Source organism: Hugenholtzia roseola DSM 9546, from assembly GCF_000422585.1.
Classification (GTDB): Bacteria; Bacteroidota; Bacteroidia; order Cytophagales; family Bernardetiaceae; genus Hugenholtzia; species Hugenholtzia roseola.
The window spans coordinates 142,057-166,741 of record NZ_KE383880.1; the positions used below are offsets into that span (position 1 = coordinate 142,057).

The window sequence follows — 24,685 nt, forward strand, 5'->3', positions numbered from 1 at the left end:
ATCATAGCCGAAAGAAAGTTATGAACAGACCCACCTATTTGGAATTTTAGCCTTTTACACACGAGATACGACTAAAAAATTTTACTACCTACAAGATTTATCACCTAATTTTCTTACCATGACTTGGTACCGTTATCTTAGCTTAGGCGAATATATCCTCATTACGCTTTTTATTGCCTTTTATGCCTTTTATGTGTATCGTACCTATCAGAAAGCGCGTTTTTTAGGCACTTCGGCAGGTAGTGTTTGGATAAAAGTAGCCCTACGGACATGCTATTTTGTCCTGCTTATTATGGCACTTTTAGGACCTTCTTTCGGCGAGGTACAAAAAGAGGTCAAAGCCGTAGGAAAAGACATTTTCCTTTTGGTAGATGTTTCGCGCTCTATGGACGCAAACGACGTGCAGCCTACCCGCATCGAGCGCGTGAAGCACGAACTAAAAGAATTGGTCAATTCCTTTCGCGCCGAGCGCATTGGGCTTATCATCTTCACAACTGATGCCTACATGCAATGTCCGCTCACCTACGACCCCAGTGCCATCACCCTTTCGCTCGAAACGCTCAACACAGGGCTTATCTCCGATTCTGGAACAGACTTAGCCCCTTCTTTTCGTTTGGCGTTGGAAAAATTCAAACAAGAAGAAACGACAGCAAAAAATGGCGGCAAGCAATCTAAAATCATGGTCTTAATCACCGACGGCGAAGACTTTGGCGAAGAAGCCGAAGATGCCGTTAGTGAAGCCTTAGAAGCAGGGATTCGCGTCTTTGCCTTAGGCGTAGGCACAGAAGAGGGCGGCAGAATCCCCAACGGCACAGACTACAAACGCGACCGCTTAGGTGATGAAGTCGTTACCAAACTCAATAAAAATGCCCTTAAAGACATTGCCGACAAAGCTGACGGGCGTTATTTCGAAATCACCAATACGCGCAGCGACATGAACCGCCTTATTTCGGCTATCCAAGAAATTGAAGGCGAAGTGCGCGATATTCGCAAGATGGACGCTTCGGCAAACAAATACTACTATTTTCTGTATGCTGCCTTAGCCCTAATTTTAGTAGATTTGCTTCTAACGGTTCGCCTGCTAAAAATATAGCCCCTAAAAATATTACCACTCACAACAGACCGTCTGACCGCTAACTTTTCCCAACACCACCTTGAATTGTCCTATCTTTTAGCAACTATCTTTACCTATTACTTATGAGAATTATACTTTTTACGGGAAAAGGCGGAACAGGCAAAACCACCTGCGCCGCTGCTACCGCTTATCAAGCGGCGCAAGAGGGTAAAAAAACACTTATCATCTCTACCGACCCCGCACATAGCCTCTCTGATGCCTTAGACATTAAATTGGGCGCAGAGCCTACCAAAATTGCCCCTAATTTATACGCGCAAGAGTTAGACGTGTATTATTCTATGCGAAAATATTGGGGCAATATTCGCAATTTGATGCTACAAGTTTTTAAATGGCAGGGCGTAGATAGCATCTTGGCAGAGGAACTTTCCGCCATTCCGGGCATGGAAGAGGGTTCGGCATTTCTTTGGATTGAAAAATATTACACCGAAAAAGCATACGATGTCATTATCATCGATAGCGCACCGACAGGCGAAACGCTTACTTTTCTTTCCCTGCCGCAAGTAACAAAATGGTGGACTACCAAAGCCTTTCCCTTTCAAAAAACAGCACTCAAATTTGTAGGCGGCGCGGTCAATCTCACCACAGGGATTCCCTTAGATAAAGGTTTTGACGAATTAGAAAACCTTTTCGATAAGCTCGAGCGCGTGCAGAAGATTTTTTCAAAACCCGACATTTGCTCCATTCGCATCATTTGTAACCCCGAAAAGATGGTCATTCAGGAGGCAAAACGCGCCTATACTTACCTACAACTTTATGGTTACAACATCGATGCCGTTATCGTCAATCGCCTTTTGCCCCAAGAGGAGCAGGGCAGTTTTTTTGCGCACTATCTCAAATCGCAAAAGGCTTATTTAGAAGAAATTGAAGACATCTTCGCGCCGCTGCCCATTCTAAAAGTGCCACATTTGGGCGAAGAGGTCTTTGGGCAGAAGCTGCTTGCCAAAATTTCGCAAGCCATTTACAAGGATAGAAACGCCACAGATGTTTTTTATAGAGAAAGCCCCTTCGAAATTGAGCAAATTACGGGCGGCTATCGCGTCCGGCTGCGGTTGCCTTTTTTAGAAAAAGACCAAATCAAAATCACCCAATTTGGCGACGAATTGGTGATAGATATTCAAAACAAACGCCGCAATCTCTTCCTACCCAAATTTTTTAGCTTCTATCAAATCAAAAACTATGAATATAGTGAGCCTTGGCTGCGCGTCAATTTTGTAAAGAAAGCCGTTTAGAAGAGAAAAGTAGTAAAAAAATAATAAAAAAGCGACAAGGATTTAAAATCTTTGTCGCTTTTTTTGTAGGAAAATAAAACTTTGCCTTAAAATAGATTTACTTCGTCTTTTTGAAAACCAAAACCGTATTTTCAAAACTACGCGCCGCCTCATAAATGCGATTGCGCTCACGCTCACTGACATCGGCTTTGTAGTATTCCTGAATTTCTAACCTAATTTTGCGCCCAATGGCGATAAAATCGGTGCGAAAGAGGCACTGCATACGGTCTTTTTCTACCGCCCACACGTTTTTGCGCAAATCCTCGATGTTGCGAATGGCGTAGTTTTCGGGAATTTCAAATTCTATGACGGTATAAAACGATTCGGGATACAATTTATCGGGCTGCTGGGCTTGCATCTGCAAGAGCGAACCCACATTGAAAAGATAAGTGTCCGAAGCCTGTTCGAGGAGCGAAGGCGAATGAAGTGCGCCCTCGATGGAAAAGGAGTCGGTGGCTTGAAAGTAGGTGCTGGCAAAAGTATTCACCTGTGAGATGTGCAGAATGTCGGTCTGGCGATTTTGTGTCGCAATTTCAAAATGGCGGGCAATGTACTTTTCAGGCGTATCGCTTTGTGCATATTGTGCCTGCAAATCAGCCGCCTTATAGCCTACTAATTGACATTTTAGATTCAGATGTGTGGTCTGATTTTTTTTATCAAAGGATACTTGATACAAACTTCTAACTAAATTTTTATCGGTATGAGGGATAAGCTGCACAAAAGAGCGTCCTGCCCAATTTTGCCCCATGGCTACCTTTTGCATAAAAATCCCCTTCTGCCCTGTTAAATAGGCAGGCACCAGTCCGTAGCGAAAATGCGGTTCGGTGGGCGAAAGAAAAGCATCTTCTTGTGGAAAATAGAAAAGATAGTGTTGTAAAAAATCCCAAGAAGGAAAATGCTCGTCCAATTCATAAAAACGCTTATCCGAAGTCATGACCAAGCGGTAGTCTATTTTGGCTTCTTCTAAAAGCAGAGCAAAAAGACGCACCAAGCCCAATTCGTTCGCTACGCCTTGTTCAAGAATGTAGGCAAGGTGGCTGTATTCGTTTTCATAACGCTCTTCCTTTCTTATGTAAGTTTTGATGTAATTTTCTATGCTGCGAATGGCAATAGGAAGGCTACCTTTCTGTCTGTTTTGGGCTTCTGTGGGCAAAATTTGTTGGAGCAGGTCGCGCAAGTGCGCCTTATTTTCACCTTCGCGTTCCAAATAAACGTGCTTGACGATAGAAGTAGAAAGGTCGTTCCAAGTAAAGATACTTTGCGCCTGCATGTCGGCATAATGCGAAATTTTGTGATGCACACGCGGCAGGGCGGCAAAATCAAGATGCTGCGTTTGTAGGTGTCGTGCCTGCGCCTGTAAGATATTTTTGTTCTCTAATTCATCATAAAAAGCCGTAATAGAAGGAAACTGTTGGTAGGCTTTAGCTTCAAAAACTACCTCTTGGGGCGAAATAATCTCAAACGTATAATTTTCTATAACCGCATTTTCAGGAATTTGATGATAGCCACAGACCATATTTTCGCGCTCTATCAGATAAAAAAACTCCAACTCTCCGCCAAGTTCTGCACCCTCGATGGCAAAGACTTTCATAGCTTGCGAAGCCTCGAATTGTAGCTCCTTGATGGCTTCAAAGGGCAACTCTTTTACCTGCCCTTCGGCACTAATAAAACGCGCTTTGAGTTTTAGAAGTTCGCCCTCTTGTAGGGGCAGATAAATTTGACTATAACGCGCAAGGGCTTCATTATCAGTCAGATAGACGCTTTGGTGATAAAGCTCCAAGACTCGCAAATTTTCGTTTAGGTCGTAAAAATGCTCTATCTTGTGTGTGTATTGGCGAAAAAAGGTAGGATTGACTTCCCCTTTTCGTGGGATAGGCTGCTTGTTTATAGTGGGATTGCTTTCCCAATCGTAGCGCAAAAGTAGGATAGAGGCAGGGGGCGGCGAAACCAAACTTTGCGCAAGTAGGTCGGCGGGAATACCCAAAAGCGTAAAACCCAAAAATGCTAAAAAAGGATAGTCGGAAAAAGAAGCTACCTTGCGCTGTTGATTTTGTCTTTGTATCGTTTTTAATACCAAAATTCCAACCATAAGCCACTGTATTGCACCCTTTCCAAAGGAGAAAGGAGGCGCAAAAGAGGCTGTATTTTTTGAAGTGTTCAAAGTCATAGATTTTTTAGAATAGATTGGGTAGGTTTCGTAGTGGGGAGCAGAGGGGCGGCAAATTTTCTTCTGCCAACATTTAGTACGCGAAGGAACTAAGCAGAAAACTTATATCAGAATTGCGTTTCTTTGTAACGAAAAACCCTTTATAGAGTTGGGTCGGAGCTGCATTTTGTCCCGCTTTCGGCGACAAAAAAGAAGGGTCTATGCCTTCAAATAGGCTTATGAAAAGCCTTTCCTCTTTTCTACTGCTGCAAATATGATACAGAATCGCGGTTTTTTATGAAAATTTGAAGAAAGAAAATAAAAAAACTCGAAAAGGCGCGTGCTTTTTGGTGGGAAATGCGGAAATAAGGGAAGAATGTAGTGCCTTTGAAGCGATTTGGGTCGGAAGTAGTAATTTTTGAGAATCGTAAAGAAGAAGAATATCCGCTATTGGAAGGGTAAGATACGCAAAAAAACAGCGTCTTTCCCTACCATAACTAAAAAAGGCGAAAAATAGGTTTTTTATTTTTGAAAAAAGCCCAAAAACAGAATTTAGGCACAAATAAAAAGCCTTACACAAAATTTTATACCAAAGACTAAGAGCCAACCCTAATTACTATCAACATAACATCATCTATTTATTTGAGGTTTCCTTTTCAATTTTCTAAGTCTGCTGCAAGTTTTGTGCTTGCAGGATAGGCAGTTGCAAAGAGAATTTTGTGGCTTCAAAGTGGGATTATTTTTTTGCTAATATTTTTCTATTTTACTATCTTTGTAGTATCTTACAATGCAAAGCCAAGGTTTCGTTATTCGTAGTGTTCCCATAACCAGAAAATAGCCCAAATAGTAGTATTGTCAATAGTGCAAATCTCAAATAGCGGATACAAAAAGGCATAAAAAAATAGTAATCTCTAAAAAAAGCGTATCTTCACACTCTAATTTAGCGCATAAAGCCCTTTATGGAAAACGAAAAACCTAATCAAAAAGAACAAAATCTTTACGATAAAATTTTAAAGGAAAATATCTTATCGTATGTCTTACAATTTTCAGAAAAACAGTTGGGATTTCGCATCAAAAAGCACGCTTTATTAAAAGATAAATTACAAACTACCTTAGAACGAGAGGCGGATTTTCTAATTTTTATCACCACCCAAGACGAAAAAGAATTTATCCTACAATTAGAGTTTCAAGCAAGAGATGAACCTAATATGGTGCTTCGTATGCAAGAATATCATGCCATTTTACAAAAAAAATACCAAATACCTGTTATTCAAATCGTTTATTACTTAGGCGAAACGCCCAGCAATATGCGTGCTACCCTTGCGCCATCAGAGGTTTTCACAGGCTTTCAATTAAAATCTTTTAGAGATTATTCCTACAAAGAGTTTATCGAATCTGAAAATGCCGAAGAGGTCATTATGGCAGTTTTGGCGGATTTCGAAAAGGAAAAGCAGGAAGAAGTGATTAGTAAAATTTTATTCCGCCTTTCGCAACTAAAAACAGATATTACTGCGTTAAATAAGTATGTCAAGCAGTTGCTTGTTTTGGCGCGTTTGCGCAATAAACTTCCAAAAATCATTCAAAACCAATTAGGCAATATGGGAACGATAGGATACGACATCGAAAAAGATGACTTTTATTTGCAAGGCTTAGAAAAGGGCAAAATAGAAGGTGAACGCGCTGGCGAGTTGAAGGCTCGTCATGAATTAGCGATTTCTTGCTTACAAGATGGGCTTTCTGTGGAGAAAACTGCTAAACTTACAAAATTATCCATCGAGGAAGTTCGGAAGTTGAGTAAAGAGTTGTAAGCCTGTTAGTCGTCTTCGGCTGTTGTTTGTGCAGGATAGTCAGCGGCAAAGAGAATTTTATGGCTCCAAAGTGGGGTTATTTTTTTGCTAATATTTTTCTATTTTGTTATCTTTGTAGTATCTTACAACGCAAATCCAAGGTTTCGTTATTCGTAGTGTCCCAGTGACCAAAAAGTAACCCGAATAGTAGTATTGTCAATAGTGCAAAGCTCAAATAACACATACAAAAAAGCATAAAAAAATGGTAATCTCTAAAAAAATCGTACCTTCACACTCTAATTAGCGCATAAAGTCTTGTCTTTTCAAATTTAAAACAAAATAAAATTTGGGCAGAACCCTATTTTTGGGTACTAAAACCCTTTTTTGTTTCAATCTCACTTCGGACAAGGCAATGCCTTGTCCCTACATTTGAATCTGTTTTTTTAGAATTTAACATCACTGCCCTTATAAGGCTTAGTCGCAGACGATAAGCCTTAGCCACGAAGACTAAGGGTCAATCCTAATTCCTATCAAGGTAATATCATCTATTTGTTTGAGATTTCCCTTCCAATTTTCCAAAGTCTGCTGCAAGTTTTGTTTTTGCGCCTCTGTTGGCAGTAGAGGCAAAGTAGTGAGTAGATTTTTCAGGTTTGTTACCATAAACTTGCGCCCTCGCTCGCCGCCAAATTGGTCTTGGAAACCGTCAGTAAGAAGGTAGAAAAAAGTAGGCACTTGAATACTGCCCTGATGTAGCTCAAATTGGCGCGGTTTGTCCTTTTCCAACTGCCCTTGCTGCCCACCGATAGCCCTTTTCGTACCTTTAAGAATTTGTAGCGTAGGGGTTTGCTCGGCTTCGAGTGGCAAAAAATAAAGCGGATTCATCGCTCCTGCATAAGAAAAGGCAGAATAACGCGGTCTTTGAGGTTCAAAATTCGCACTTTTTTCCAATGTTAGCACGACAATGTCCATGCCGTCGCGCACCTGTGAATCTTTTTGTTTGAGTGCTTCCATAATGCCCTGATGCAGTTGTGTCAGGATTTGAGCAGGCTCGATTATCTTTTCTAAATTGATAATTTTATTTAAAAGTTCGTTTCCTATCATAGACATAAAAGCACCGGGTACGCCATGCCCTGTGCAATCAGCAACGGCGATAAGTGTATGATTTTCAAGCTCTTGCAAGAAATAAAAATCACCTGAAACGATGTCTTTGGGCTGATATAAAATAAAGAAGTTTTCCTTTCCAAATGCCTTTTCGAAGCGGCTTTCGAAGGGCAAAATTGCCTCTTGTATGCGTTTGGCGTAATTGATGCTGGCAGTGATGTTGTTATTTTTTTCTTCGAGGTCGTCTTTTTGTAGATTGACTAAATCTAAGGTTTGTCGCATTTCCTCATTAAGCTGTTTGAGATTTTCAGCCTGCACTTCTATTTCTTCTTTTTGCTGCTCTAATTCTAAATTTTTGAGTTGAATTTCCTCTGTTCTTTCCTTAACAAGGCGTTCCAAACGCAGCTTTGAAGCACGCAGGCGATAGGTATAAGCACGCACAAAGGCATAAAGAAGCCCAAATCCGAGCAATAAGAAAAGTCCATACGCCCACAAACGACGATACCAAGGCGGTGCAATCGTAAAAGCAACTTTTGTAGGCAAACTTTCTATTTTCTGGCTATTTCGCGCCTGCACCCAAAAAGTATAGTGTCCTTCGGGCAAGTTGGTGTATTCCTTGCGCCTTTGCTCTGTCCAATCCGACCAAGTTTCTTCATAACCTTCCAACCAATAGCGATAACGATTTTGGTCTTCCTGATAAAAAGAAGGCGCGGCATAGGTAAAAACAAGCGCATTGAAGCGGTAAGGTAGTTCGAAGGGAGCGATTTGACCACCACTTTCACCTCCAAACAGTAGGCTATCGCGATACGCCAAACTGACTTTGCGAATCAAAGTCTGATAAGGGACAGACTTGCCCAAATCGTGTTCGGGTTTGTAGCGAAAAACGCCCAGTGCGGTAGCAAACCAAAATGTAGGCGATTCGGATTGAGTATCGTAATAAAAGCGCGAAAGATAGTCGGGCAGAGGTGCAAGGGTAAGGGTATCTTGTACCCAAGTGTCGGCTTGATTGCCCTGCCCTTTTGTAGGCACTTGTTCAGATTTGAACAACAAAGTCTTAGCCGAGGGCATCACCCAGTAGGAGGGCTTCGAATCGGCGATTTCTTGCAAAGGCAATAGATAAGGATAGGCAAAACGCGGATTCTGCCAATCCAGACCCCAAGGATTGTAAGACTTAAAAGATTGACTTTTTTCATCAAAAGTATAAATACCTGATGCAGTAGAAAAAAGAATTTGGTTCTGCCAAGCGATAATTTTACAACTCTCTATTTTTTCCAAGCCCTTTGTATGGAGTTGTACCTTTGCTGTTTCTACGCCTTTTTTTGAACCTCTATCTTCCTGAAAATCAATAGAATAGAAACCTTCCTTAGGCGACCCCACCCACACTCTACCATCTGCCTGCTCCTGCACAGAGCGCGAAATGACCTGCTCGAAGGCGGGAATCTTGCCCACACGCAAAAATTTATCTTCTTCTGCCTGATAGCGCAGCACCTCAAAGCCTTGATAGTTGGCTTTATAGACAATGTTGCTATCTATTTTAGAACGCCCAATCGCCATATTTGCCCATTCGCCATCTATATTTTGTGCAATTTTTTTGTTTTTGATGTAATAAAACCCATAATTTCCACCTGCCACAATTAGGTCATCTTGAAAAGGCAGGAGCTGCCAACATTGTGTAGAAGGCAAGTTTGCTATGCGTTTGAATAGCTCTGCTTCCAGATAAAAAAGTCCATCGTTGGCGGAAACATATAAGGTTTGGTCGGCACTACGACAAATATCTGTCGTATAACTTTTCAAATTTTGTGGCTCTTTGTAGGCTGTAAAAGGTAGATGAATCGCAATTTGACTCAAACCCTTATCGGTTGCTACCCAAAGTGCCTGATTTTTATCTACAAAAACATAGTTAATGCTATTACTAATTAGACCAGAAGCCTCGTCTATGTGGTACAAAGTTTTCCCTGCGGCATTAAAAATTAGCACCCCTCTATCTTTAATGCCTAATACATAAATATCCTCGCCTTTTTTATCCTTTAAATGCGTGGCTACATAAACGCCCCTATCTTTGAGCAAATGCTGGTCTTCGAGCGGAAAAGCACTCACTTGTTTGCTTTCAATATCATACAAAAAAAGAGAGTCTATATTAAGCGGACAAAATAAAATTTTCTTCTGACCATAAGGCAGAGCCGCACGCAGGCTTAGGCTATGCGTAAAGATGTAATGCTCGCTTTCTAAAATCCATTTTTGATTTTCGAATCGGTACAAGCCCTTGCTGGTTTCATTTTTCCAAAAACCTGTACCTACTTCAAAGATGTCTATTTTATCCGTTTCTGCCTCTACCTGATGATAAGAAAAGGTGCTATCTTGGGTATGAAAAATGTAGAGCCTATCTTCGCTCGAAAAGTAAAGGTCTTTTTCTATTTGATGCACCTCGGTAATAAAGGGCGTTTTCTCGATGCTATCAGGCAGGTACGGACGTAGAGAATGGTACTGCCATTTCCCTAAGGCGTTGATTTTGAGATAGCCAAGGTCGTCATCATTGGCGACATAAGCAAGTGTAGGGTCTTTTTTATCAAAAAGCAAATGCCGAACTACGCCCCCACCTGTCTGCATCTGCTGCCACTCTGCACCATCATAGACGAGCAAAGCGTCGCGATTGCCTACATATAATTTGCCTTGTGCGTCTTGCGCAAGCGTCCAGAGAACGGACGAGGCTTGATAGATTTTCTTGTCATAATTCTGAATAAAAGGCGTTCCCCAGCGTAAAGTAGGAGCGAGAGTCTGCTTTGCATTTGAAAGTTCTTTTTTTTGGCTCTTTGCCTCAAATGTACAAAAAAACGCAAGCCCAAGCAAAAAAACAACTTTGAGCCAATATCTAAAAAAAATGTGTGTGAAAAAGAAAGGAGTCATATCGTGCCAATGCTATTTTTGGGTAGCCCCTGAAAGGCGCAAGAAAGGAGCGCGGTGAGAAAAACTATTTTTTGCCTACCAATAAGATGCTTTTCAGCGCATTTTACACATTTTTCGCCACAAAAAAGCTATTTTTTTGTTTTTTTTAGAAAAAAAGCTCTCAATAGCAAGCCCTACGATAGTTATTTCTGGAAATAAGTAAGGAAGAATAGGCTTAAACTCTGCTTTATCCGTATTCAAAAAAACACGCCTTTGGTCTTGTTCCACGACTACAACCTACCTTTTCAGCAAAGCTCAAATAAAACGTACAAAAAAGCATAAAAAATGTAGTCGTATCCAAAAAAATTGTACCTTCACACTCTAATTAGCGCATAAAATCTTTTATGGAAGACAAAAAACCTAATCAAAAAGAACAAAACCTTTACGATAAAATTTTAAAAGAAAATATCTTATCGTATGTCTTGCAATTTTCAGAAAGGCAGTTGGGATTTTACATTAAAAAACACGCTTTATTAAAAGATAAACTACAAACCACCTTAGAACGAGAAGCCGACTTTTTAGTTCTTATCACCACCCAAGACGAAAAAGAATTTATCCTGCAATTAGAATTTCAGGCAAGAGATGAGCCAAATATGGTACTTCGCATGCAAGAGTATCATGCTATCTTACAAAAGAAGTATCAAAAACCTATTATTCAAATCGTATATTACTTAGGTGAAACGCCCAGTAATATGCGTGCTACCCTTGCGCCTTCGGAGGTTTTTACAGGCTTTCAATTAAAATCTTTTAGAGATTATTCTTACAAAGAATTTATCGAATCTGAAAATGCCGAAGAGGTCATTATGGCAGTTTTGGCGGATTTCGGAAAGGAAAAACAGGAAGAAGTCGTCAGTAAAATTTTATTCCGCCTTTCGCAACTAAAAAGCGACGTTACTGCGTTAAATAAGTATGTCAAGCAGTTGCTTGTTTTAGCGCGTTTGCGCAATAAACTTCCAAAAATCATTCAAAACCAATTAGGCGATATGGGAACGATAGGATACGACATCGAAAAAGATGACCTTTATTTACAAGGTTTGCAAAAGGGCGAGTTAAGAGGCTTAGAGAAAGGCTTAGAGAAAGGAAAGCTCGAAGCTCGCCGTGAATTAGCAATTTCTTGCTTACAAGACGGGCTTTCTGTAGAGAAAACTGCTAAACTTACAAAACTATCCATCGAGGAAGTTCGCAAGTTGAGTGAGGAATTGTAAGTTTATTAGGTGTACTTCGTCGTTACTTGTGCAGGATAGTGAGTGGCAAAAACAATTTTGTAGCTTCAAAGGGTGTTTTTTGCTATTTTTGTAGTATCTTACAGCGCAAATCAAAGATTTGCCGCACTGATAGGTCGTAGTCGGAGACTACGCCCAACGGGGGCTTATCCCACTGGCGTTAAAAGCGTGGATTGGTACGTAAATGATAAAAAAGGAAACAAAGTAATAATTCAAAAAATAAAATGAAAAAATTTTTTTTATATTTAATAGCTATTTTTACGTTACTTTCTAGTAATAGTGCAAAAAACACAAGCGTGGTTTTAGACAGTAATACGCAATACTACATAAAAAAAGTAAAAAAAGTAAAAAAATGGTATATTATTTACGCAATGAAAAACAAAGTATTATATAAAATAGTTTCAAAAGATGACAATACTTTTAACAAAAACTGCAATAAAATAACTATTGGAAAACAATATGATTTAATTTTGAAATCGCACAAAGAGTCTGCACCAGTCATTAATGGAGTTCTTATTGCTCCTGTTGGATATAGTGGATGTTATCATTTTGATAGTGAAACGACTATATGTTTAGAACCTAATAAAGATATTTATGATTTATTTTATACAAATAACTTAAAAGGAATTTGCTATGTTAAATAAAAACTTCTGGCAATACAACGGCAAGGAGAAGGAGACGTTTTTGGGGCTGCACCTCACCGACTACGGCTGGCGACAACAAGACCCACAACTTTGTAGGTTTTGGGGTATAAACCCGCTGGCAGAGAAGTATTACAGCCTCACGCCCTTTGCCTATGTAGCCAATAATCCTATCAATGCGATTGACCCTGATGGGAGGGAGATAACCTACACTTTTTCTGAAGATATGACAGGTGAAGAAAAAATGGAATTTTTACAAGGTCTTTCTAAATTATACGAAGATTCTAATACTTTTCAAACAATGTTTGATGATTTAGCTTCTTCCAAACATGAACATAAAATACAAATATTTGGATATAACTCAAAAGACGTAAACAACCGCGAACATACGACTAACCCTGATGACAAAATTGGTAGGGGTAGCCAGATGAACTTGGGGCTTGGTGGCTCCCCCGTTGTCCGCAGTGTTCCCATAACCAAAGAATAAACCAAAAGTTTGGCGTAGCCTCCGACTACGACCTATCAGTGCGGCAAATCTTAGATTTGCGTTGTAAGATACTGCAAAAATAGTCTTTACTTTGAAAAAACAAAATAATCTTTACCACTTTTGCAGTTCTCATTTTTGGTAAGGGACAAAATGTCCTCTACCACTTTTATTCCTACAACATCTTCTTGATAAGGGCAAGCAAGTTTTTTTTAAGTGTTTGCTTGTCCGTTTTAGAAATTGAATCAGGAATAAGCGATAGTAAAGACCCAAATTCTTCTACTATTGATTTTCCTTCTTGTGTTAGTAGGTCTTGACCTTCTTTGACTTTATTCTTTTTACTTGACTTCAAAAAAGAAATAAAAGACTCTACATTCTCAAAAAAAGGAGCTTCTTCCTTCATTTGTGCCAAGTTTTGAATTTGTGTTTTTGTAACACTCACACGACCTCTTAAAATCCCTATCAGTGCGGCAAATCTTAGATTTGCGTTGTAAGATACTGCAAAAATAGCAAAAAACAAATACAAAATGCTATTTTTTAGATGTTTTGATAGCAGCAGCCCTGCAAAGCGAAGATTTAGTTTTATTTTTTGTATTCAGAAGACTTTGCCGAATGGGGAGTAGCAATATCAAGTCTTGCGAAAAGCCTTATCTTATTAAATTGGAAACAAAATAAAATTAGGCTCAAACCTTGTTTTGAGCCTAAAAACTCTTTTTATTTCAATCTCACTTCGGACAAGGCAGTGCCTTGTCCCTACTCACGCATAAACAAAAATAGGCAGGCTTGTGCCTTGGGTCTGTCTTCTTCAAAAAGAGGCTACTCAACCGCTTCTTAACACAAACCTAAATAGTAGGCTCATAAAAAGGCTATTTTTTCCTTTTTCAAGAAAAAAACAGCCAATTTTAAAATTTATCCAAATAAATGAGCCTTTGCGAGTCGCTTGTTGTGGTCTGCCCACGATTTAGAGGAGGCTATTTGGGTGCAATGACCCCTAATTTTTTCTGCAACTGATTCAAGACCTGCTTGATTTCGTCGAGCGAAGTTTCCGCCTCTGGCGTTTTTTTGCTGATGTAGGCAGCGAATTTCCAAATCTCCTTGACCTGACGCGCAGGGAGTTCGTAGGGGCGATACTGCAAGTTGGTAGATTCTAATAAAAAAGTACCCTTTTCTTTGACCTGATTATGAACTCTTTTAAAGACAATTCCCTCGTCTTGGGCTACTAAGACGCAAAATTCGCCTTCTTTCAGGTCGTTCCAATCGGCAACATACTCACCAATCACAATCGTACCCGATTCAAGCGGTAGCATCGAGTCGCCCGAAATTTCGAAGGAGCGGTAGGTGCGCTCGGCAGGGAGAAAAGGCAATTTAAACTTGGGTAGCTCTTTGATATATTCCAAATCGGCATACCCTTTGGCATACCCTGCGGCAGCTTTCTGTGGCACTAATTCGATGTTTTCGTTGTTTAGCTCATCTACCGAAATAGCCAAAACACGCACATTTGTACCTGCTACGTAATTCCCCACTTGTAGGCGGTGGTAGGCACTCCAATAAGGGGTATTGACTCTTTGTCGGAATTTGCGCTCCTCTAAATTTTCGTTGAGCAGTTCATCTACAGTAACTTCAAAATAATTTGCCATAGCGACAAGCGTATCGAGGCGCGGTTCGGCTCTGCCCTCCTCGTAGGAAGAATAAGCCCCGCGCGTGATGCCTAATTTATCGGCAATGACTTCCTGACTCTTTTTGCGTGTGTTGCGGGTGCGTAAAAAGCGAAGATTATTGCTAAGATGCATAGTTTTGAAATTTTTTACTAAGGAAATTTGCAATTTTTGTTTTCTTGCCCTAACTTAGCATCTGATAAAACTACAAATAACCGTTTTGACGCTTTCAAGTCTTTGTAAAGGCAGAGCGTATGCTATTTGTGTTATTGGGTAGTATTTTAGTAGGGCAGCTGGCAAGGCTAAATTTGAAATAAAGGGGGCTAAATTCGAGCTAAACCAACGCGCTGGTTTTGGTCTTGCTACTTGTCTTAGCGTGTTATCAGATTGTTGGTCAGATTGTCTGTCAGATTGTCTTTTGAGTTGTCTTGAAAAGTTTGTCAGTTTTGGCACTTTGTCAGACCCGACTTGCTAATATTCTGACAATATACCATCATAAACAGAGGTAAAGATACAAAAAAAATTGACACTCGCCAAATATTTTAAACCATTTCTAAAAAAAGACCCTAAAAATAAGCGAAATTTCCCAAAAAATGAGGGAAATTCCCTCGAAATCGCACTCAAAATCGTGATAAAACAACCGCCTTTCAAAACCTACCCCCAAGATTAACGCTGCATCTTCGGCTTTTTTTCCTAACTTCGCCTACGGCTATCGCGCCTGCCTTATCTCCACTCTTAGGTTTCATTTATTTACTTTTTTTGCCATGCTTCCTTCTCTACAAAGATTCGAGTACAAGCCCTTATTTCAGAAAGAATTTAACTTTCACATTCCATACGGCAGTAGGCGGTATGATTTTAAGGTCATTATCAATGACATCCGCCTGCTTACGCTTTTTATAATTGTGGTGCTTTTTGTAGGAATCGTCCAATTTTTCGGGACATACTACGCCTCCCTTATGTTTTTTAATGGCTTTCAGGAAGACCCGCAAGGGGCTGTCATTGCCCAATTAGAAAACAAAGATTTGGATAAGTACGCCTTAGACCCCGAAGCAGAGGAAGATTTTGTGGTAAAAAAGCAGCGTCTTATTGCAGCAGTGCTTATTAAAGCCAAAGCCTCGCGTTTAGACCAGCTTAGTGATAAAGAAATCGTACAATTAAACCACCAAATTGCAAAACTTTTTATAGAAGAAGCCCTCCCCCTTGCCAAACCCGAGCCACACGTCAAGCAATTTTTTACAGACACCTCCGACCTCAATAAAATCGTTACTGCCCTAACCGAGCAGACGAAATACCACGTGCCTGCCTCCATCAAATTGGCACAGGCAGCCTTAGAAACGGCATACGGCAAGCGAGTAGTAGAAAATAATTATTTCGGCATCAAAGATAGAAAACAAAAAACTACGCCCATTACCACCACCGAATACTACACCGAAGCCGAGTATCAGATGAATAAAAGCAAAGTCGTGAGCAAGGAAGTGCTACAAAAGGCGGGCAAAGTTTTGTATAAATGCAAAATCAAGGATAGCTTTTCCGCCTACCAAACCCCTTGGGAGTCTTTTCGCGCCCATTCCCTTTTCCTTTCCACACAGCCGCGCTATGCACCACTTTTTACAAAAGGCAAGCGATACGACGAATGGGCAAACCTCATCGGCTCTACCAAATATGGCGGCGTAGGCTATGCCACTTCGCCTCATTATGGCGAAATGCTCAAAAAAATTATCAAGCGATACCACCTCGACCTTTTAGACCATTAAAATCTTGTCTTAGCCTTTAAAAGGCAGGTCTTTTGATAGGTAGAAAGTTTGGGCAGCATCTTATCAAAATAAGCATTTCAGAACAAAATTTCAAAAAAACAGAAAACAATTCCTTTTTATTTTGAAAAAACAGCCAAAAACAGAAAGCGCGTCTTTTTTTTGAAAAAAAAAAGCCTTTGCTTCAAAAGACAGGTTAATTTTTCTTAATATTACGCTAACAAGTAACAAAGCCTTCGAGGGTCTATCAAAAGTTCGCCTCCAAGAGTAGAAACCGTTACGATTTTACACTTTATTCCTCATTAAAAACACTACATTCAGACCATGAAAAAAAATTTCCACACGTGGTATTTCTGGGTAATTGCTCTCTTCCTTTCCCTTGCCGTAGTTGGTTGTAAAGACAAAGAAGACCCTGCACCAAAGCCCGTAGCGAATTTCAACTTCACCCCTGACGCACCCGAAGCAGGGCAAGCCGTTATTTTCACCAACCTTAGCACAGATGCTGAAACCTACGAATGGACATTTGGCGACGGCGGCACTTCTACCGATAGAAACCCCTCACATACTTACGCTACCGCTGGCTCTTTCACCATCAAATTGGTAGCAAAAGGCAAAGGTGGCGAAGCGGAAGTAACCAAAAACATCACCGTTACTTCTTCTGAACCCGACCCCGTAGCAGACTTTACTTTCGCGCCACAGACAGACATCAAAGTAGGCGACCAAGTTACTTTCACCAACCGCAGCTCGAATGCCGCTACTTATGAGTGGAACTTTGGCGACGGTGGCACTTCTACCTCACCAAGCCCACGCTACCGTTTCACCGAACAAGGCACTTTCACAGTAACCTTGACAGCGAAAAGCCCAAGCGGTGCAAAAACAAGCACTAAAACCGCTACCATCACCGTACAAGGCGTAACCCTTGTAACCTTAGAAACTGTAACCGTTACAGGCTACGACTTCGATGCGATGAGAGAGTGGTTCGGCGACGAAGATGGCAACCCTGCCGACATCAGCGAATTGAACCTTTCACTTCTTATCTATGAAGCTCCCCTTCCTGAACGCTTGACTATCGCCGACGCACTTTGGTCGCCTATTGCCAACAACACCATCTTAGTAGTGCCTCTTACAGAAGGTTCGCTTCCTGCCAGCCCATTTGGGTTGTCAAGCACCAATTTGGGCATCACAGCACCACGCATTGATAGCAATACTGCCCTTTCTTTTGTATTCCTTCACTTCGACTCTGACGGTCAGTTTGGCGACGCAGGCGGTCTTTACATTGCCGACGTAATCGAAGAGGTAGATTTATCACCTTTCGCACAAAGCCAGCCAAGTGAAGTAACCTTAGATGCCTTAGGCGTAGTAGCGGGCATTGAAGTAAGTTTAGGACTTACTTGGTAAGCCTTCATCTCGTTTTACTTTTTTTGAAAAATACCCTTGTTGTCAAGACAAGGGTATTTTTTTTGGATTCCTTTCGGATTTTTTTTGGATTCCTTTTGGCGCGTATTTTTTGGCAGGGTTTGATAAAAATGCTTATCTTGCTGCTCATATTTGGTAGGATACACTTTTTAATGAATTTTATGTCGGAAACAGAAAACTTTTTGTACGGGAAAAAAATTTTAGTGGGCGTTAGTGGTAGCATTGCCGCCTACAAATCAGCCCTTTTGGTGCGGCTTTTGGTAAAGGCGGGTGCGCAGGTTCGTGTTTTGATGAGCGAGGCGGCACAAAGTTTTATCACCCCCCTGACGTTGGCTACACTTTCGAAAAATGAAGTCCTGACCAGTTGGGCAAACGAGCAAAATGGCGTTTGGCACAATCACGTAGAGCTTGGGCTTTGGGCAGATGTGCTGCTTTTTTACCCTGCCTCTGCCCATACAGTTGCAAAGATGGCAAATGGGCTTTGCGATAATTTGCTTGTCGCGACTTATCTTTCAGCGCGTTGCCCTGTTTGGTTTGCCCCTGCTATGGATTTGGATATGTATGCGCACCCTTCTTTTAGGCGCAATGTTGCCTCGCTTATCAGTTTTGGCAATCACCTCATTGAAGCCGAGGAGGGCGAATTGGCAAGCGGTTTAGAAGGAAAAGGCAGAGTGGCAGAGCCAGAAAAAGTAGTGGCTTTGCTATCCCATTTTTTTGAGAAACAAGCGATTCAAGACGAACAAAAAAAGAAAATTACGCAACATTTGGCAGGGAAAAAAGTGCTTATCAGCGCAGGCGCAACCAAAGAAGCCCTCGACCCTGTGCGCTATCTTAGCAATCATTCCACAGGCAAGATGGGTTTTGCCTTAGCAAAGGCAGCACAGCAGGCAGGAGCAGAAGTTTTTGTCGTCAGCGGTGCTACACAACTGCATGCGCAATTTGCCAATATGCCGCGTTTTCACCTTTTTGCCGTAGAAAGTGCCGCCCAGATGCTTGCTCGCATGCAGGAGATTGCTCCACAAGCCGATGTCGTTATCTTTGCAGCAGCCGTTTCCGATTATCGCCCTGCCGAAATTGCACCTACAAAAATCAAAAAGAACGAAGAAACGCTAACTTTACAGCTGATTAAAAATCCTGATATTGCCTTTCTTTTGGGTCAGAAAAAAAAGAGCCATCAATTTCATGTCGGTTTTGCCCTCGAAACCAATAACGAAATCCAGCATGCAAAAGAAAAGCTGCACAAGAAAAATTTTGACCTTATCGTACTCAATTCCCTACAAGAAGAAGGGGCAGGCTTCGGACACGACACCAATAAAATTTATATTCTTGATGGGCAAAGTACCAAAGAGTTTAAACTCAAAACCAAACAAGCCGTAGCCGACGATATTTGGCAGGAAGTAGTCTTTCGTTTGGAACAAAAAGGCAGGCGAAAGAAGTTTGAAATCGGACAAAACCCTAACTTTGCAGAGGAGGACTAAACTTTGCAATGCCCCAAAGACCGTTTAAAAACCCTTTAAACACAAATTAAACGCAATTTAGACAGTCTTTGCAGGGTACTTAAATTGTATCGTCTTTATCTTTGCCTCTTTTTTTATTTTAAACCCTATCTATCCTCTTTGATGCGTATGCTTTTCTCTTTTGTACGATTTTGCCTCCCCCCCACTTTTCGTGTAGCGACGGTGGTCTTTTTGGGCAGCAGCCTAATAGCTTGTGGTGGCAAAGGTGAGAAAGGAGGGACTGCCCCTCTTGTTACCGATTCGGTTGTGGTGGAAAAAACAGCCCCTCTAAATGAAGATTACAGCACTTTTGAGCCGTTGATAAACTATGCAGCCGCTCAAAATCCCGTCTTGGCTGCCGAAATTCGGAGTTTGGCAAAAAAAGTGCTAAATCCACAGCTACTCACCAATGAGCAAGATTTTGAGGTCTTTTTTGCCGAGCGCGATACCCTTTCTAATCGCCTTTCGGAAGCCCTTTCCAATTTGGAAGATGTAGATGCTACCTTGATAATGCAACAAGATAGTGTCAAAACAATGCCTATTATCAAGGCACTTTCCGAATTAGGCATGCAGCCCACAGGTGCAGAAGGCATGTTTGGCGGACTTGTGGTCGCGCCTACACTTCTCGAACGCCTTGCAGCCGTAACCTCTGCCGAATACGTCCTCTTTCAGCAGATACGCGCCAAAGAAGGCGAATCTATTGGGGGCGAATATCCTTATTTGGGCTTGGAAGCCGAAGCCGAACTTATCCCTTTGGCAGAGCAGTATTTACGCGAATATCCTACTTCTACGCGCCTCAAAGCGGTGCGCCAGATGCTCTATCGCGCCCTAATTCCATTTATAGACTTCAACAAAGGCACTGCAACGGGCGGCGAGGATAGCTATTTTGTAGGTGGCACTTGTTTTGAAGCCTACCCCTGCATGACCGAAATTGGGGAGCATCAGAATTTTATCAAAAACAACCCCCAATCTATTTTTACGCCCCTTATCAAAAACGCGCTCAAAAATCCTTCTACGGCAGATTTAGAAACAAATCCATTCCGCCTCCATGCGATTGTGATACGCACCGAAGCCGATTTGGAAACCGCACAAGAACGCCACCTCGATGCCCTTTTGGAAGGAAAAGATTGGCTGCACCAATTTCAATATACCTCCGCTTCGGGCAAAACCCTGCAAGCAATCGTTTATCGCGTCTTTACAAACAAAAGCAAAGCCGAAGCCGCTCGCAAAAACCTCAATGTGGCAGATGCTAAAATTGTCGTTTTGGAGCGTGATAACGATAGTTACGAATGGGTGCAAAAATAAAGCAGCCGCCTTTGGTGCTGATACATTGCAGAAGCGCGAAAAAAATGTTATCTTCGTTTTTGGGCTTCATTTTGGGGCTTCATTTTGAGCTTCGTTTTGGAAGAAAGAACAACCTTTTTCCTTTCATTCCGTAAAAAATAGTATAAGGCAAACACTTTGTACTAAACAAGTTCTCAAAAAGTTTTTAAAAAGAACTTATTTATCAGGTTCATTCAACACAAAACCCTCTTTTTTTATGGCAAATAATTCAGATAACACAAATCTTATCACCTTTATCGCAGGTTTGGCAGTGGGCGCATTAGTAGGCGTTTTGCTTGCACCCGATTCGGGCGAGCGCACACGCGGCAAAATCGCTAAAAAATCCAACGAACTTTTAGAAGACTTAGAAGGACAGTTGGAAATTGCCAAGCACAAAGTCAATCAATTTAGTGATGTAGTACGCGAAAAGGCAGGCACAGTAGCCGACGATGTCAAGTCGCGTGCAGGCTCATTGCGCACTCGTGTCAATGGCACAGCGGTAAGCGAAGAGCAAGAGGCTTAGTCCTTTTTTGTCTTCTCTTTCAAAACCCACGACCTAAAATCGTGGGTTTTGTTTTGTAGCATCAAAAAATTTTTGTTTTGGTATTTTATCAAAAATAGTAGAAAAATGACGCTTTCCCAATTCAAAGCCTTTTGCCTACAATTCAAAGGCGTAACGGAAGAATACCCTTTCGATGAAACGACCTTAGCCTTTAAGGTAGGAGGTAAAATTTTTGCACTCGCCGACACAGCCCAATTTAGCAGCCTCAATCTCAAATGCGACCCCGAAAAAGCACTCGAACTGCGCGCGCGAACCGAATCGGTGCGCGGGGGCTACCACATGAACAAAAAGCATTGGAATACGATTGATGTAGTAGGAGAATTAGATGATACGGAACTCAAATTTTGGATAAGCCATGCCTACGATTTAGTCTTCAAGGGGCTTCCCAAAAAAAGGCAAGCCGAAATTTTGGAAAGCCAACCTTAGAGAAGGTATTTTTTAGAAGCAGCGACTTATCGTGCTAAATTATTGTACCAAATTATCTTACCAAATTATCGTATCAAACTAATAAAGCCCTGATGCTTGCGCCTTTGCTCGAAGGGCGTACCCAAATCTACCTGATAAAAATAAGTGCCTTCGGGCAGGGGCTTGCCCTCGAAAGTGCCGTCCCAAGCCTCGAAGCCTTGTGGAGCGTCAAAAAGCAATGTGCCATTTCTATCAAAAATTTGCAGGTGCAAGGCAGGATAAGCCTCGAAGAGTGGCACTTCCCACGTTTCATTGACCCCATCACCATTGGGCGAAAAAGTGTTGGGAATAGTATTGAAACAGCCCTCGAAGATAGCCACCGTAACGGCACTTTCCGAACAATCGTTGGCGCGATAACGGATAAGATACTCCCCTACGGGCGTTTCATCGAGCCTAATTTCACCTGTGAGAGAATTAAGGCGCAAGTCGGGCGAATCAGAGAAAAAGCGTCCGCCTTGTTGCCCTAAAATTTGTGGCTTCGGATAGGGTTCTTCCCTACAAAAATCTACTTTTTCATAGGCAAATTCTGCCGAAACAGGTTGCGTGCGTTGGAGCAAAATTGCCTTTTCTACCTTCTGGCAGCCACGCGCATCTGTTACGACTAAGCGGTAGGGCAAAGTCTGCGAAGGCGCAAGGTTTTCCCATAAAGACGCACCCGTTTTTTCCTCCGTAAAAGATTCGCCTTCTTCCTCGCCTGCCCATTCTTCGCTGCTCAACCATTCATAACGATAGGGCGCAATACCACCGCTTGCCTTAGCGCGGATTGCACCATCGGCGGCAGCTGTGCCACAAGAAGCCTGCTGTACCTCGATTTCAATTTGTAGAAGTTCCGTTTTAGGAATTTCGATAGAAAAAACCTCTTCACAACCCAAACTATCGCGCACCCAAAGCGTGTAAGTGCCTGCGGCAAGGTTTGTACGATTCAAAGTAGCGGTGCTATCGTCTGCCCAAATTGCGGAAAAATTGCCTGCCGTCTGTGAAATCAAAACGCGAATTTCGCCATCACGCCCTTCGGGGCAGGAAGGTTGTACCACTTGCGCATCAAAGGCAATATCTACAACACTAATCTTGACCACATTGCTGGGCAGCGGCGGACAGCTATCGGTAAGCACCAAACGGCGATAATACTGCGTTTTGGCAAGCGAGGGCGGCTGATAGAAAAGCGTGCTATCTTCATTGCGCCAATCTACGCCGTTATCCGAACTTTGCCAAAGGTAGCCATGTTCGGGGTCGGATTCGCCCCCTATGAGTTGGGCAGGCTGCTCGCCATTGCAGATGAGTTGGTCGGCAGAGATGATATTGTTTTTGCCCCCCCTATAAATAATTTTGATGGTATCGCTATTTTGGCAGGTATTGGCAAAAACGCGCACACTGTACTCGCCTTCTTCGGTTACGGTGATAAAGCGCGTTGTTTCGCCTGTACTCCATTCGTATCGTTGTCCGTTTTCGCCGCCATCTAAAACGTATTCAAAAGGAGCGCAAAAGATGCTATCTTGTTTGGGTATGAAAGGCACTAAAAAATTGGGCATCACGATTTCGCTTTCCAAAATCAATTCCCTTACGCTATCATTCGCAATTAGACACTGATAAGAGCCTGACTGATAGGCATTTATAAAGGAAAGCGTATCAAAAAGCAGCGTATCGCCCTCGAAAAGCCATTGGTAGCGATTGTACCTACCGCCCACTTCTACACTCAACTGACAATTTTGCTCCATCGGGACATTCGCCTGTGGGCTGTATCGAAATTCCCTTTTGGCAGCATAGAGATTGTCCTCTAAATCTTCAAAGGTGAGGCGATTGTTTTGTACGTGTAAAATTTCTAAGGTATCGATGGTAAAAATAGGCAAATCTTGAAATAAATTGTCATTCAAATACAAACGCTGCAAGGCAGGGAGCGTATTGAGTTGTGAAGGTGGCGATTCCAAAAATAAGTTATGAGAAAGGTTTAGTTCCGTAGCTTGTTGTAGCCCCCCCAACTCTTTGGGCAAAATTCCTGTCAGCCGATTGTTGGATAGGTTCAGAGTACGGATTTGGCGCAAGTTTTCTACATTCACGCTCACCGATTCGCTAAGGCGATTGTGGCTTACATTGAGTTGTTCTAATTTGGCAAGACTATAAAAACCATTGATTATCAGCGAATTAAGGGCGTTGTATGAAATATCGAATACAACTAAATTTCGCAAAAGACTAAATGCCATAGGTTCGTCTTGGTCGGAAATTTCGTTGTGGGAAGCAATAAGCGTATGCAATACAGGCGTAATCCCCAAATCGCCGATGGCTAAATAAGTCAGGTTGTTGTTTGAAATATTCAGCACCCGAAGCGTAGGAGAGGCAAAAAAGCCCGCAGGTGCAGTATCTTGAAAGAGGTTATTGGAAAGATTGACATTTTCTAATTTGGGTAAAGTAGCAAAAGTATTTGGAATTTGCCCTGAAAGTTGGTTATTAGAAAGATTGCAGATGCGCAATTCGCGCAAAGCCGTCAGGGTTGGAATTTCGCCAAAAAGTTGGTTGCGGCTCATGTTCCATTCTTGCAGTTGGGAAAGGTTATTAAAAGAAGGACTAATTTCTTCTTTTATTTTGTTATTGTTTGCTATCAAAAATTGTAAATTGCGAAGCCCAACAATTACTTCCATTACCTTTTCAAATTCATTGTTGGCAATATTGAGCGAGCGCAAACGCGAAAGGCTACGCCAATTAGCAGGCAAATCGCCCGAAAAGGCATTATTAGAAAGGTTAAGGCTTTCCAAAGTAGCAGCTAAGGCAACCAAATTTTCAGCCCCCGTTTCCAAGCCCAAATTAGAAAGGGTCAGGTTGCGGATTTGGGCTAACTGCAAAATCGGACTATTCGAGTCCAGATTGGGAACAAGTTGGGTGCAAGCCGACACATTTAGCGTCTGTAAATTAGGGATATTAAGCAAATTGACCGCTCCACCAGAAAGCGAATTCGACGATAAGTCCAATTCGCGCAAAAGCGGAAGCCCTGCAAGCGCATTCGAAAGCGCACCTGCCATACGACGATTGCCAAGCCGCAAAGCCACTACGCGCCCATTTTCTACAACAACCCCCTGCCAACGGCTAACAGGTTCGTTCAATCGCCAAGGATTTGTCCAAGTACCTCCAAAATTTGCCGTATAAAAATTCACCAAAGCCAGCGAATCTGCACTATTGACCTGTGCTTGCAACAAGGCACTCGAAAAAAAGAGCGGTAGCCCCCAAATGAGTGCCGAAAGGAAAAAGATTTTGTAGGTAATGCTCAAAAGCGTCATTTTTTTCATAAGATTTGATTTTT

At 41.8% G+C, this 24,685-nt stretch carries 18 protein-coding genes; 13 read left to right on the forward strand and 5 right to left on the reverse strand.

Going from position 1 to position 24,685, the window contains the following annotated elements; translation table 11 throughout:
* The first annotated feature begins 118 nt into the window (after window positions 1-118).
* Both G500_RS0112865 and G500_RS0112870 read left to right on the forward strand, forming a co-directional pair.
* The gene (locus G500_RS0112865) at window positions 119-1,093 is read left to right on the forward strand and encodes a vWA domain-containing protein (RefSeq protein WP_027002849.1); all 975 of its coding nucleotides are present in this window, start codon (window positions 119-121) and stop codon (window positions 1,091-1,093) included.
* Window positions 1,094-1,197: 104 nt separating this feature from the next.
* Window positions 1,198-2,364, forward strand: coding sequence for an ArsA family ATPase (locus G500_RS0112870; protein WP_027002850.1), 1,167 nt, complete (start codon window positions 1,198-1,200; stop codon window positions 2,362-2,364).
* A 97-nt stretch (window positions 2,365-2,461) separates the two neighbouring features.
* On the opposite strand, the gene G500_RS0112875 is transcribed toward G500_RS0112870, so the two are convergent.
* Window positions 2,462-4,564: a DUF3857 domain-containing protein gene (locus G500_RS0112875; RefSeq protein WP_161626134.1), complete on the reverse strand. Its 2,103-nt coding sequence runs from the start codon at window positions 4,562-4,564 to the stop codon at window positions 2,462-2,464.
* A gap of 944 nt (window positions 4,565-5,508) precedes the next feature.
* Here G500_RS0112875 and G500_RS0112885 point away from each other — a divergent pair.
* Window positions 5,509-6,357 carry an RpnC/YadD family protein gene (locus tag G500_RS0112885; protein WP_027002853.1) on the forward strand — a complete coding sequence of 283 codons (849 nt, stop codon included), beginning with the start codon at window positions 5,509-5,511 and terminating at the stop codon, window positions 6,355-6,357.
* Between the two features lie 486 nt (window positions 6,358-6,843).
* On the opposite strand, the gene G500_RS0112895 is transcribed toward G500_RS0112885, so the two are convergent.
* The gene (locus G500_RS0112895; RefSeq protein ID WP_027002854.1) at window positions 6,844-10,341 is read right to left on the reverse strand and encodes a triple tyrosine motif-containing protein; all 3,498 of its coding nucleotides are present in this window, start codon (window positions 10,339-10,341) and stop codon (window positions 6,844-6,846) included.
* Window positions 10,342-10,724: 383 nt separating this feature from the next.
* On the opposite strand from G500_RS0112895, the gene G500_RS0112905 reads away from it, so the two are divergent.
* The 3 genes from G500_RS0112905 to G500_RS0112920 all read left to right on the forward strand — a co-directional run bounded on the left by G500_RS0112905 (window position 10,725) and on the right by G500_RS0112920 (window position 12,731).
* A complete protein-coding gene (locus G500_RS0112905; protein WP_027002855.1) occupies window positions 10,725-11,585 on the forward strand; it encodes an RpnC/YadD family protein in 861 nt (286 codons plus the stop codon).
* 242 nt (window positions 11,586-11,827) lie between these two features.
* Window positions 11,828-12,247: a hypothetical protein gene (locus G500_RS0112915; protein WP_027002856.1), complete on the forward strand. Its 420-nt coding sequence runs from the start codon at window positions 11,828-11,830 to the stop codon at window positions 12,245-12,247.
* The gene (locus tag G500_RS0112920) at window positions 12,237-12,731 is read left to right on the forward strand and encodes an RHS repeat domain-containing protein (protein WP_027002857.1); all 495 of its coding nucleotides are present in this window, start codon (window positions 12,237-12,239) and stop codon (window positions 12,729-12,731) included. The genes G500_RS0112915 and G500_RS0112920 overlap by 11 nt, the downstream gene beginning before the upstream one ends.
* Before the next feature lie 172 nt (window positions 12,732-12,903).
* Here the strand turns inward: G500_RS0112920 and G500_RS0112925 are convergent, their stop codons facing one another.
* Window positions 12,904-13,248 carry a hypothetical protein gene (locus G500_RS0112925; protein WP_027002858.1) on the reverse strand — a complete coding sequence of 115 codons (345 nt, stop codon included), beginning with the start codon at window positions 13,246-13,248 and terminating at the stop codon, window positions 12,904-12,906.
* 69 nt (window positions 13,249-13,317) lie between these two features.
* Between G500_RS0112925 and G500_RS26020 the strand changes: the two genes are divergently transcribed.
* Window positions 13,318-13,563, forward strand: a complete 246-nt coding sequence (locus G500_RS26020) for a hypothetical protein (protein ID WP_027002859.1) — start codon at window positions 13,318-13,320, stop codon at window positions 13,561-13,563.
* A 136-nt stretch (window positions 13,564-13,699) separates the two neighbouring features.
* Here G500_RS26020 and G500_RS0112935 read toward each other — a convergent pair whose 3' ends face one another.
* Complete coding sequence (locus tag G500_RS0112935) at window positions 13,700-14,518, reverse strand: XRE family transcriptional regulator (protein WP_027002860.1); 819 nt, start codon at window positions 14,516-14,518, stop codon at window positions 13,700-13,702.
* A 629-nt stretch (window positions 14,519-15,147) separates the two neighbouring features.
* Between G500_RS0112935 and G500_RS0112950 the strand changes: the two genes are divergently transcribed.
* The 6 genes from G500_RS0112950 to G500_RS0112990 all read left to right on the forward strand — a co-directional run bounded on the left by G500_RS0112950 (window position 15,148) and on the right by G500_RS0112990 (window position 21,357).
* The gene (locus G500_RS0112950) at window positions 15,148-16,137 is read left to right on the forward strand and encodes a glucosaminidase domain-containing protein (protein ID WP_086047903.1); all 990 of its coding nucleotides are present in this window, start codon (window positions 15,148-15,150) and stop codon (window positions 16,135-16,137) included.
* Window positions 16,138-16,458: 321 nt separating this feature from the next.
* Window positions 16,459-17,532 (forward strand): PKD domain-containing protein, encoded by a 1,074-nt coding sequence (locus G500_RS25120; RefSeq protein ID WP_027002862.1) that lies wholly within the window; start codon window positions 16,459-16,461, stop codon window positions 17,530-17,532.
* A 23-nt stretch (window positions 17,533-17,555) separates the two neighbouring features.
* Window positions 17,556-19,028: a bifunctional phosphopantothenoylcysteine decarboxylase/phosphopantothenate--cysteine ligase CoaBC gene (gene coaBC, locus G500_RS23465; RefSeq protein ID WP_342664607.1), complete on the forward strand. Its 1,473-nt coding sequence runs from the start codon at window positions 17,556-17,558 to the stop codon at window positions 19,026-19,028.
* A gap of 147 nt (window positions 19,029-19,175) precedes the next feature.
* On the forward strand, window positions 19,176-20,351 hold the full coding sequence (locus G500_RS0112975) for a hypothetical protein (protein ID WP_161626135.1): 1,176 nt from the start codon (window positions 19,176-19,178) through the stop codon (window positions 20,349-20,351).
* 235 nt (window positions 20,352-20,586) lie between these two features.
* A complete protein-coding gene (locus G500_RS23470; protein WP_051203572.1) occupies window positions 20,587-20,892 on the forward strand; it encodes a YtxH domain-containing protein in 306 nt (101 codons plus the stop codon).
* Window positions 20,893-20,997: 105 nt separating this feature from the next.
* On the forward strand, window positions 20,998-21,357 hold the full coding sequence (locus G500_RS0112990; RefSeq protein WP_027002864.1) for an MmcQ/YjbR family DNA-binding protein: 360 nt from the start codon (window positions 20,998-21,000) through the stop codon (window positions 21,355-21,357).
* 65 nt (window positions 21,358-21,422) lie between these two features.
* Here G500_RS0112990 and G500_RS0112995 read toward each other — a convergent pair whose 3' ends face one another.
* On the reverse strand, window positions 21,423-24,671 hold the full coding sequence (locus G500_RS0112995; RefSeq protein WP_027002865.1) for a T9SS type B sorting domain-containing protein: 3,249 nt from the start codon (window positions 24,669-24,671) through the stop codon (window positions 21,423-21,425).
* Between the last annotated feature and the right edge of the window lie 14 nt (window positions 24,672-24,685).

Excerpts from the sequence above, each read along its gene's own strand:
- G500_RS0112865 (WP_027002849.1), top strand. The coding sequence starts at position 119 with ATGACTTGGTACCGTTATCTTAGCTTAGGCGAATATATCCTCATTACG.
- G500_RS0112870 (WP_027002850.1), top strand. The coding sequence starts at position 1,198 with ATGAGAATTATACTTTTTACGGGAAAAGGCGGAACAGGCAAAACCACC.
- G500_RS0112885 (WP_027002853.1), top strand. The coding sequence starts at position 5,509 with ATGGAAAACGAAAAACCTAATCAAAAAGAACAAAATCTTTACGATAAA.
- G500_RS0112895 (WP_027002854.1), bottom strand. The coding sequence starts at position 10,341 with ATGACTCCTTTCTTTTTCACACACATTTTTTTTAGATATTGGCTCAAA.
- G500_RS0112905 (WP_027002855.1), top strand. The coding sequence starts at position 10,725 with ATGGAAGACAAAAAACCTAATCAAAAAGAACAAAACCTTTACGATAAA.
- G500_RS0112915 (WP_027002856.1), top strand. The coding sequence starts at position 11,828 with ATGAAAAAATTTTTTTTATATTTAATAGCTATTTTTACGTTACTTTCT.
- G500_RS0112920 (WP_027002857.1), top strand. The coding sequence starts at position 12,237 with ATGTTAAATAAAAACTTCTGGCAATACAACGGCAAGGAGAAGGAGACG.
- G500_RS0112935 (WP_027002860.1), bottom strand. The coding sequence starts at position 14,518 with ATGCATCTTAGCAATAATCTTCGCTTTTTACGCACCCGCAACACACGC.
- G500_RS0112950 (WP_086047903.1), top strand. The coding sequence starts at position 15,148 with ATGCTTCCTTCTCTACAAAGATTCGAGTACAAGCCCTTATTTCAGAAA.
- G500_RS25120 (WP_027002862.1), top strand. The coding sequence starts at position 16,459 with ATGAAAAAAAATTTCCACACGTGGTATTTCTGGGTAATTGCTCTCTTC.
- G500_RS0112975 (WP_161626135.1), top strand. The coding sequence starts at position 19,176 with ATGCTTTTCTCTTTTGTACGATTTTGCCTCCCCCCCACTTTTCGTGTA.
- G500_RS23470 (WP_051203572.1), top strand. The coding sequence starts at position 20,587 with ATGGCAAATAATTCAGATAACACAAATCTTATCACCTTTATCGCAGGT.
- G500_RS0112990 (WP_027002864.1), top strand. The coding sequence starts at position 20,998 with ATGACGCTTTCCCAATTCAAAGCCTTTTGCCTACAATTCAAAGGCGTA.
- G500_RS0112995 (WP_027002865.1), bottom strand. The coding sequence starts at position 24,671 with ATGAAAAAAATGACGCTTTTGAGCATTACCTACAAAATCTTTTTCCTT.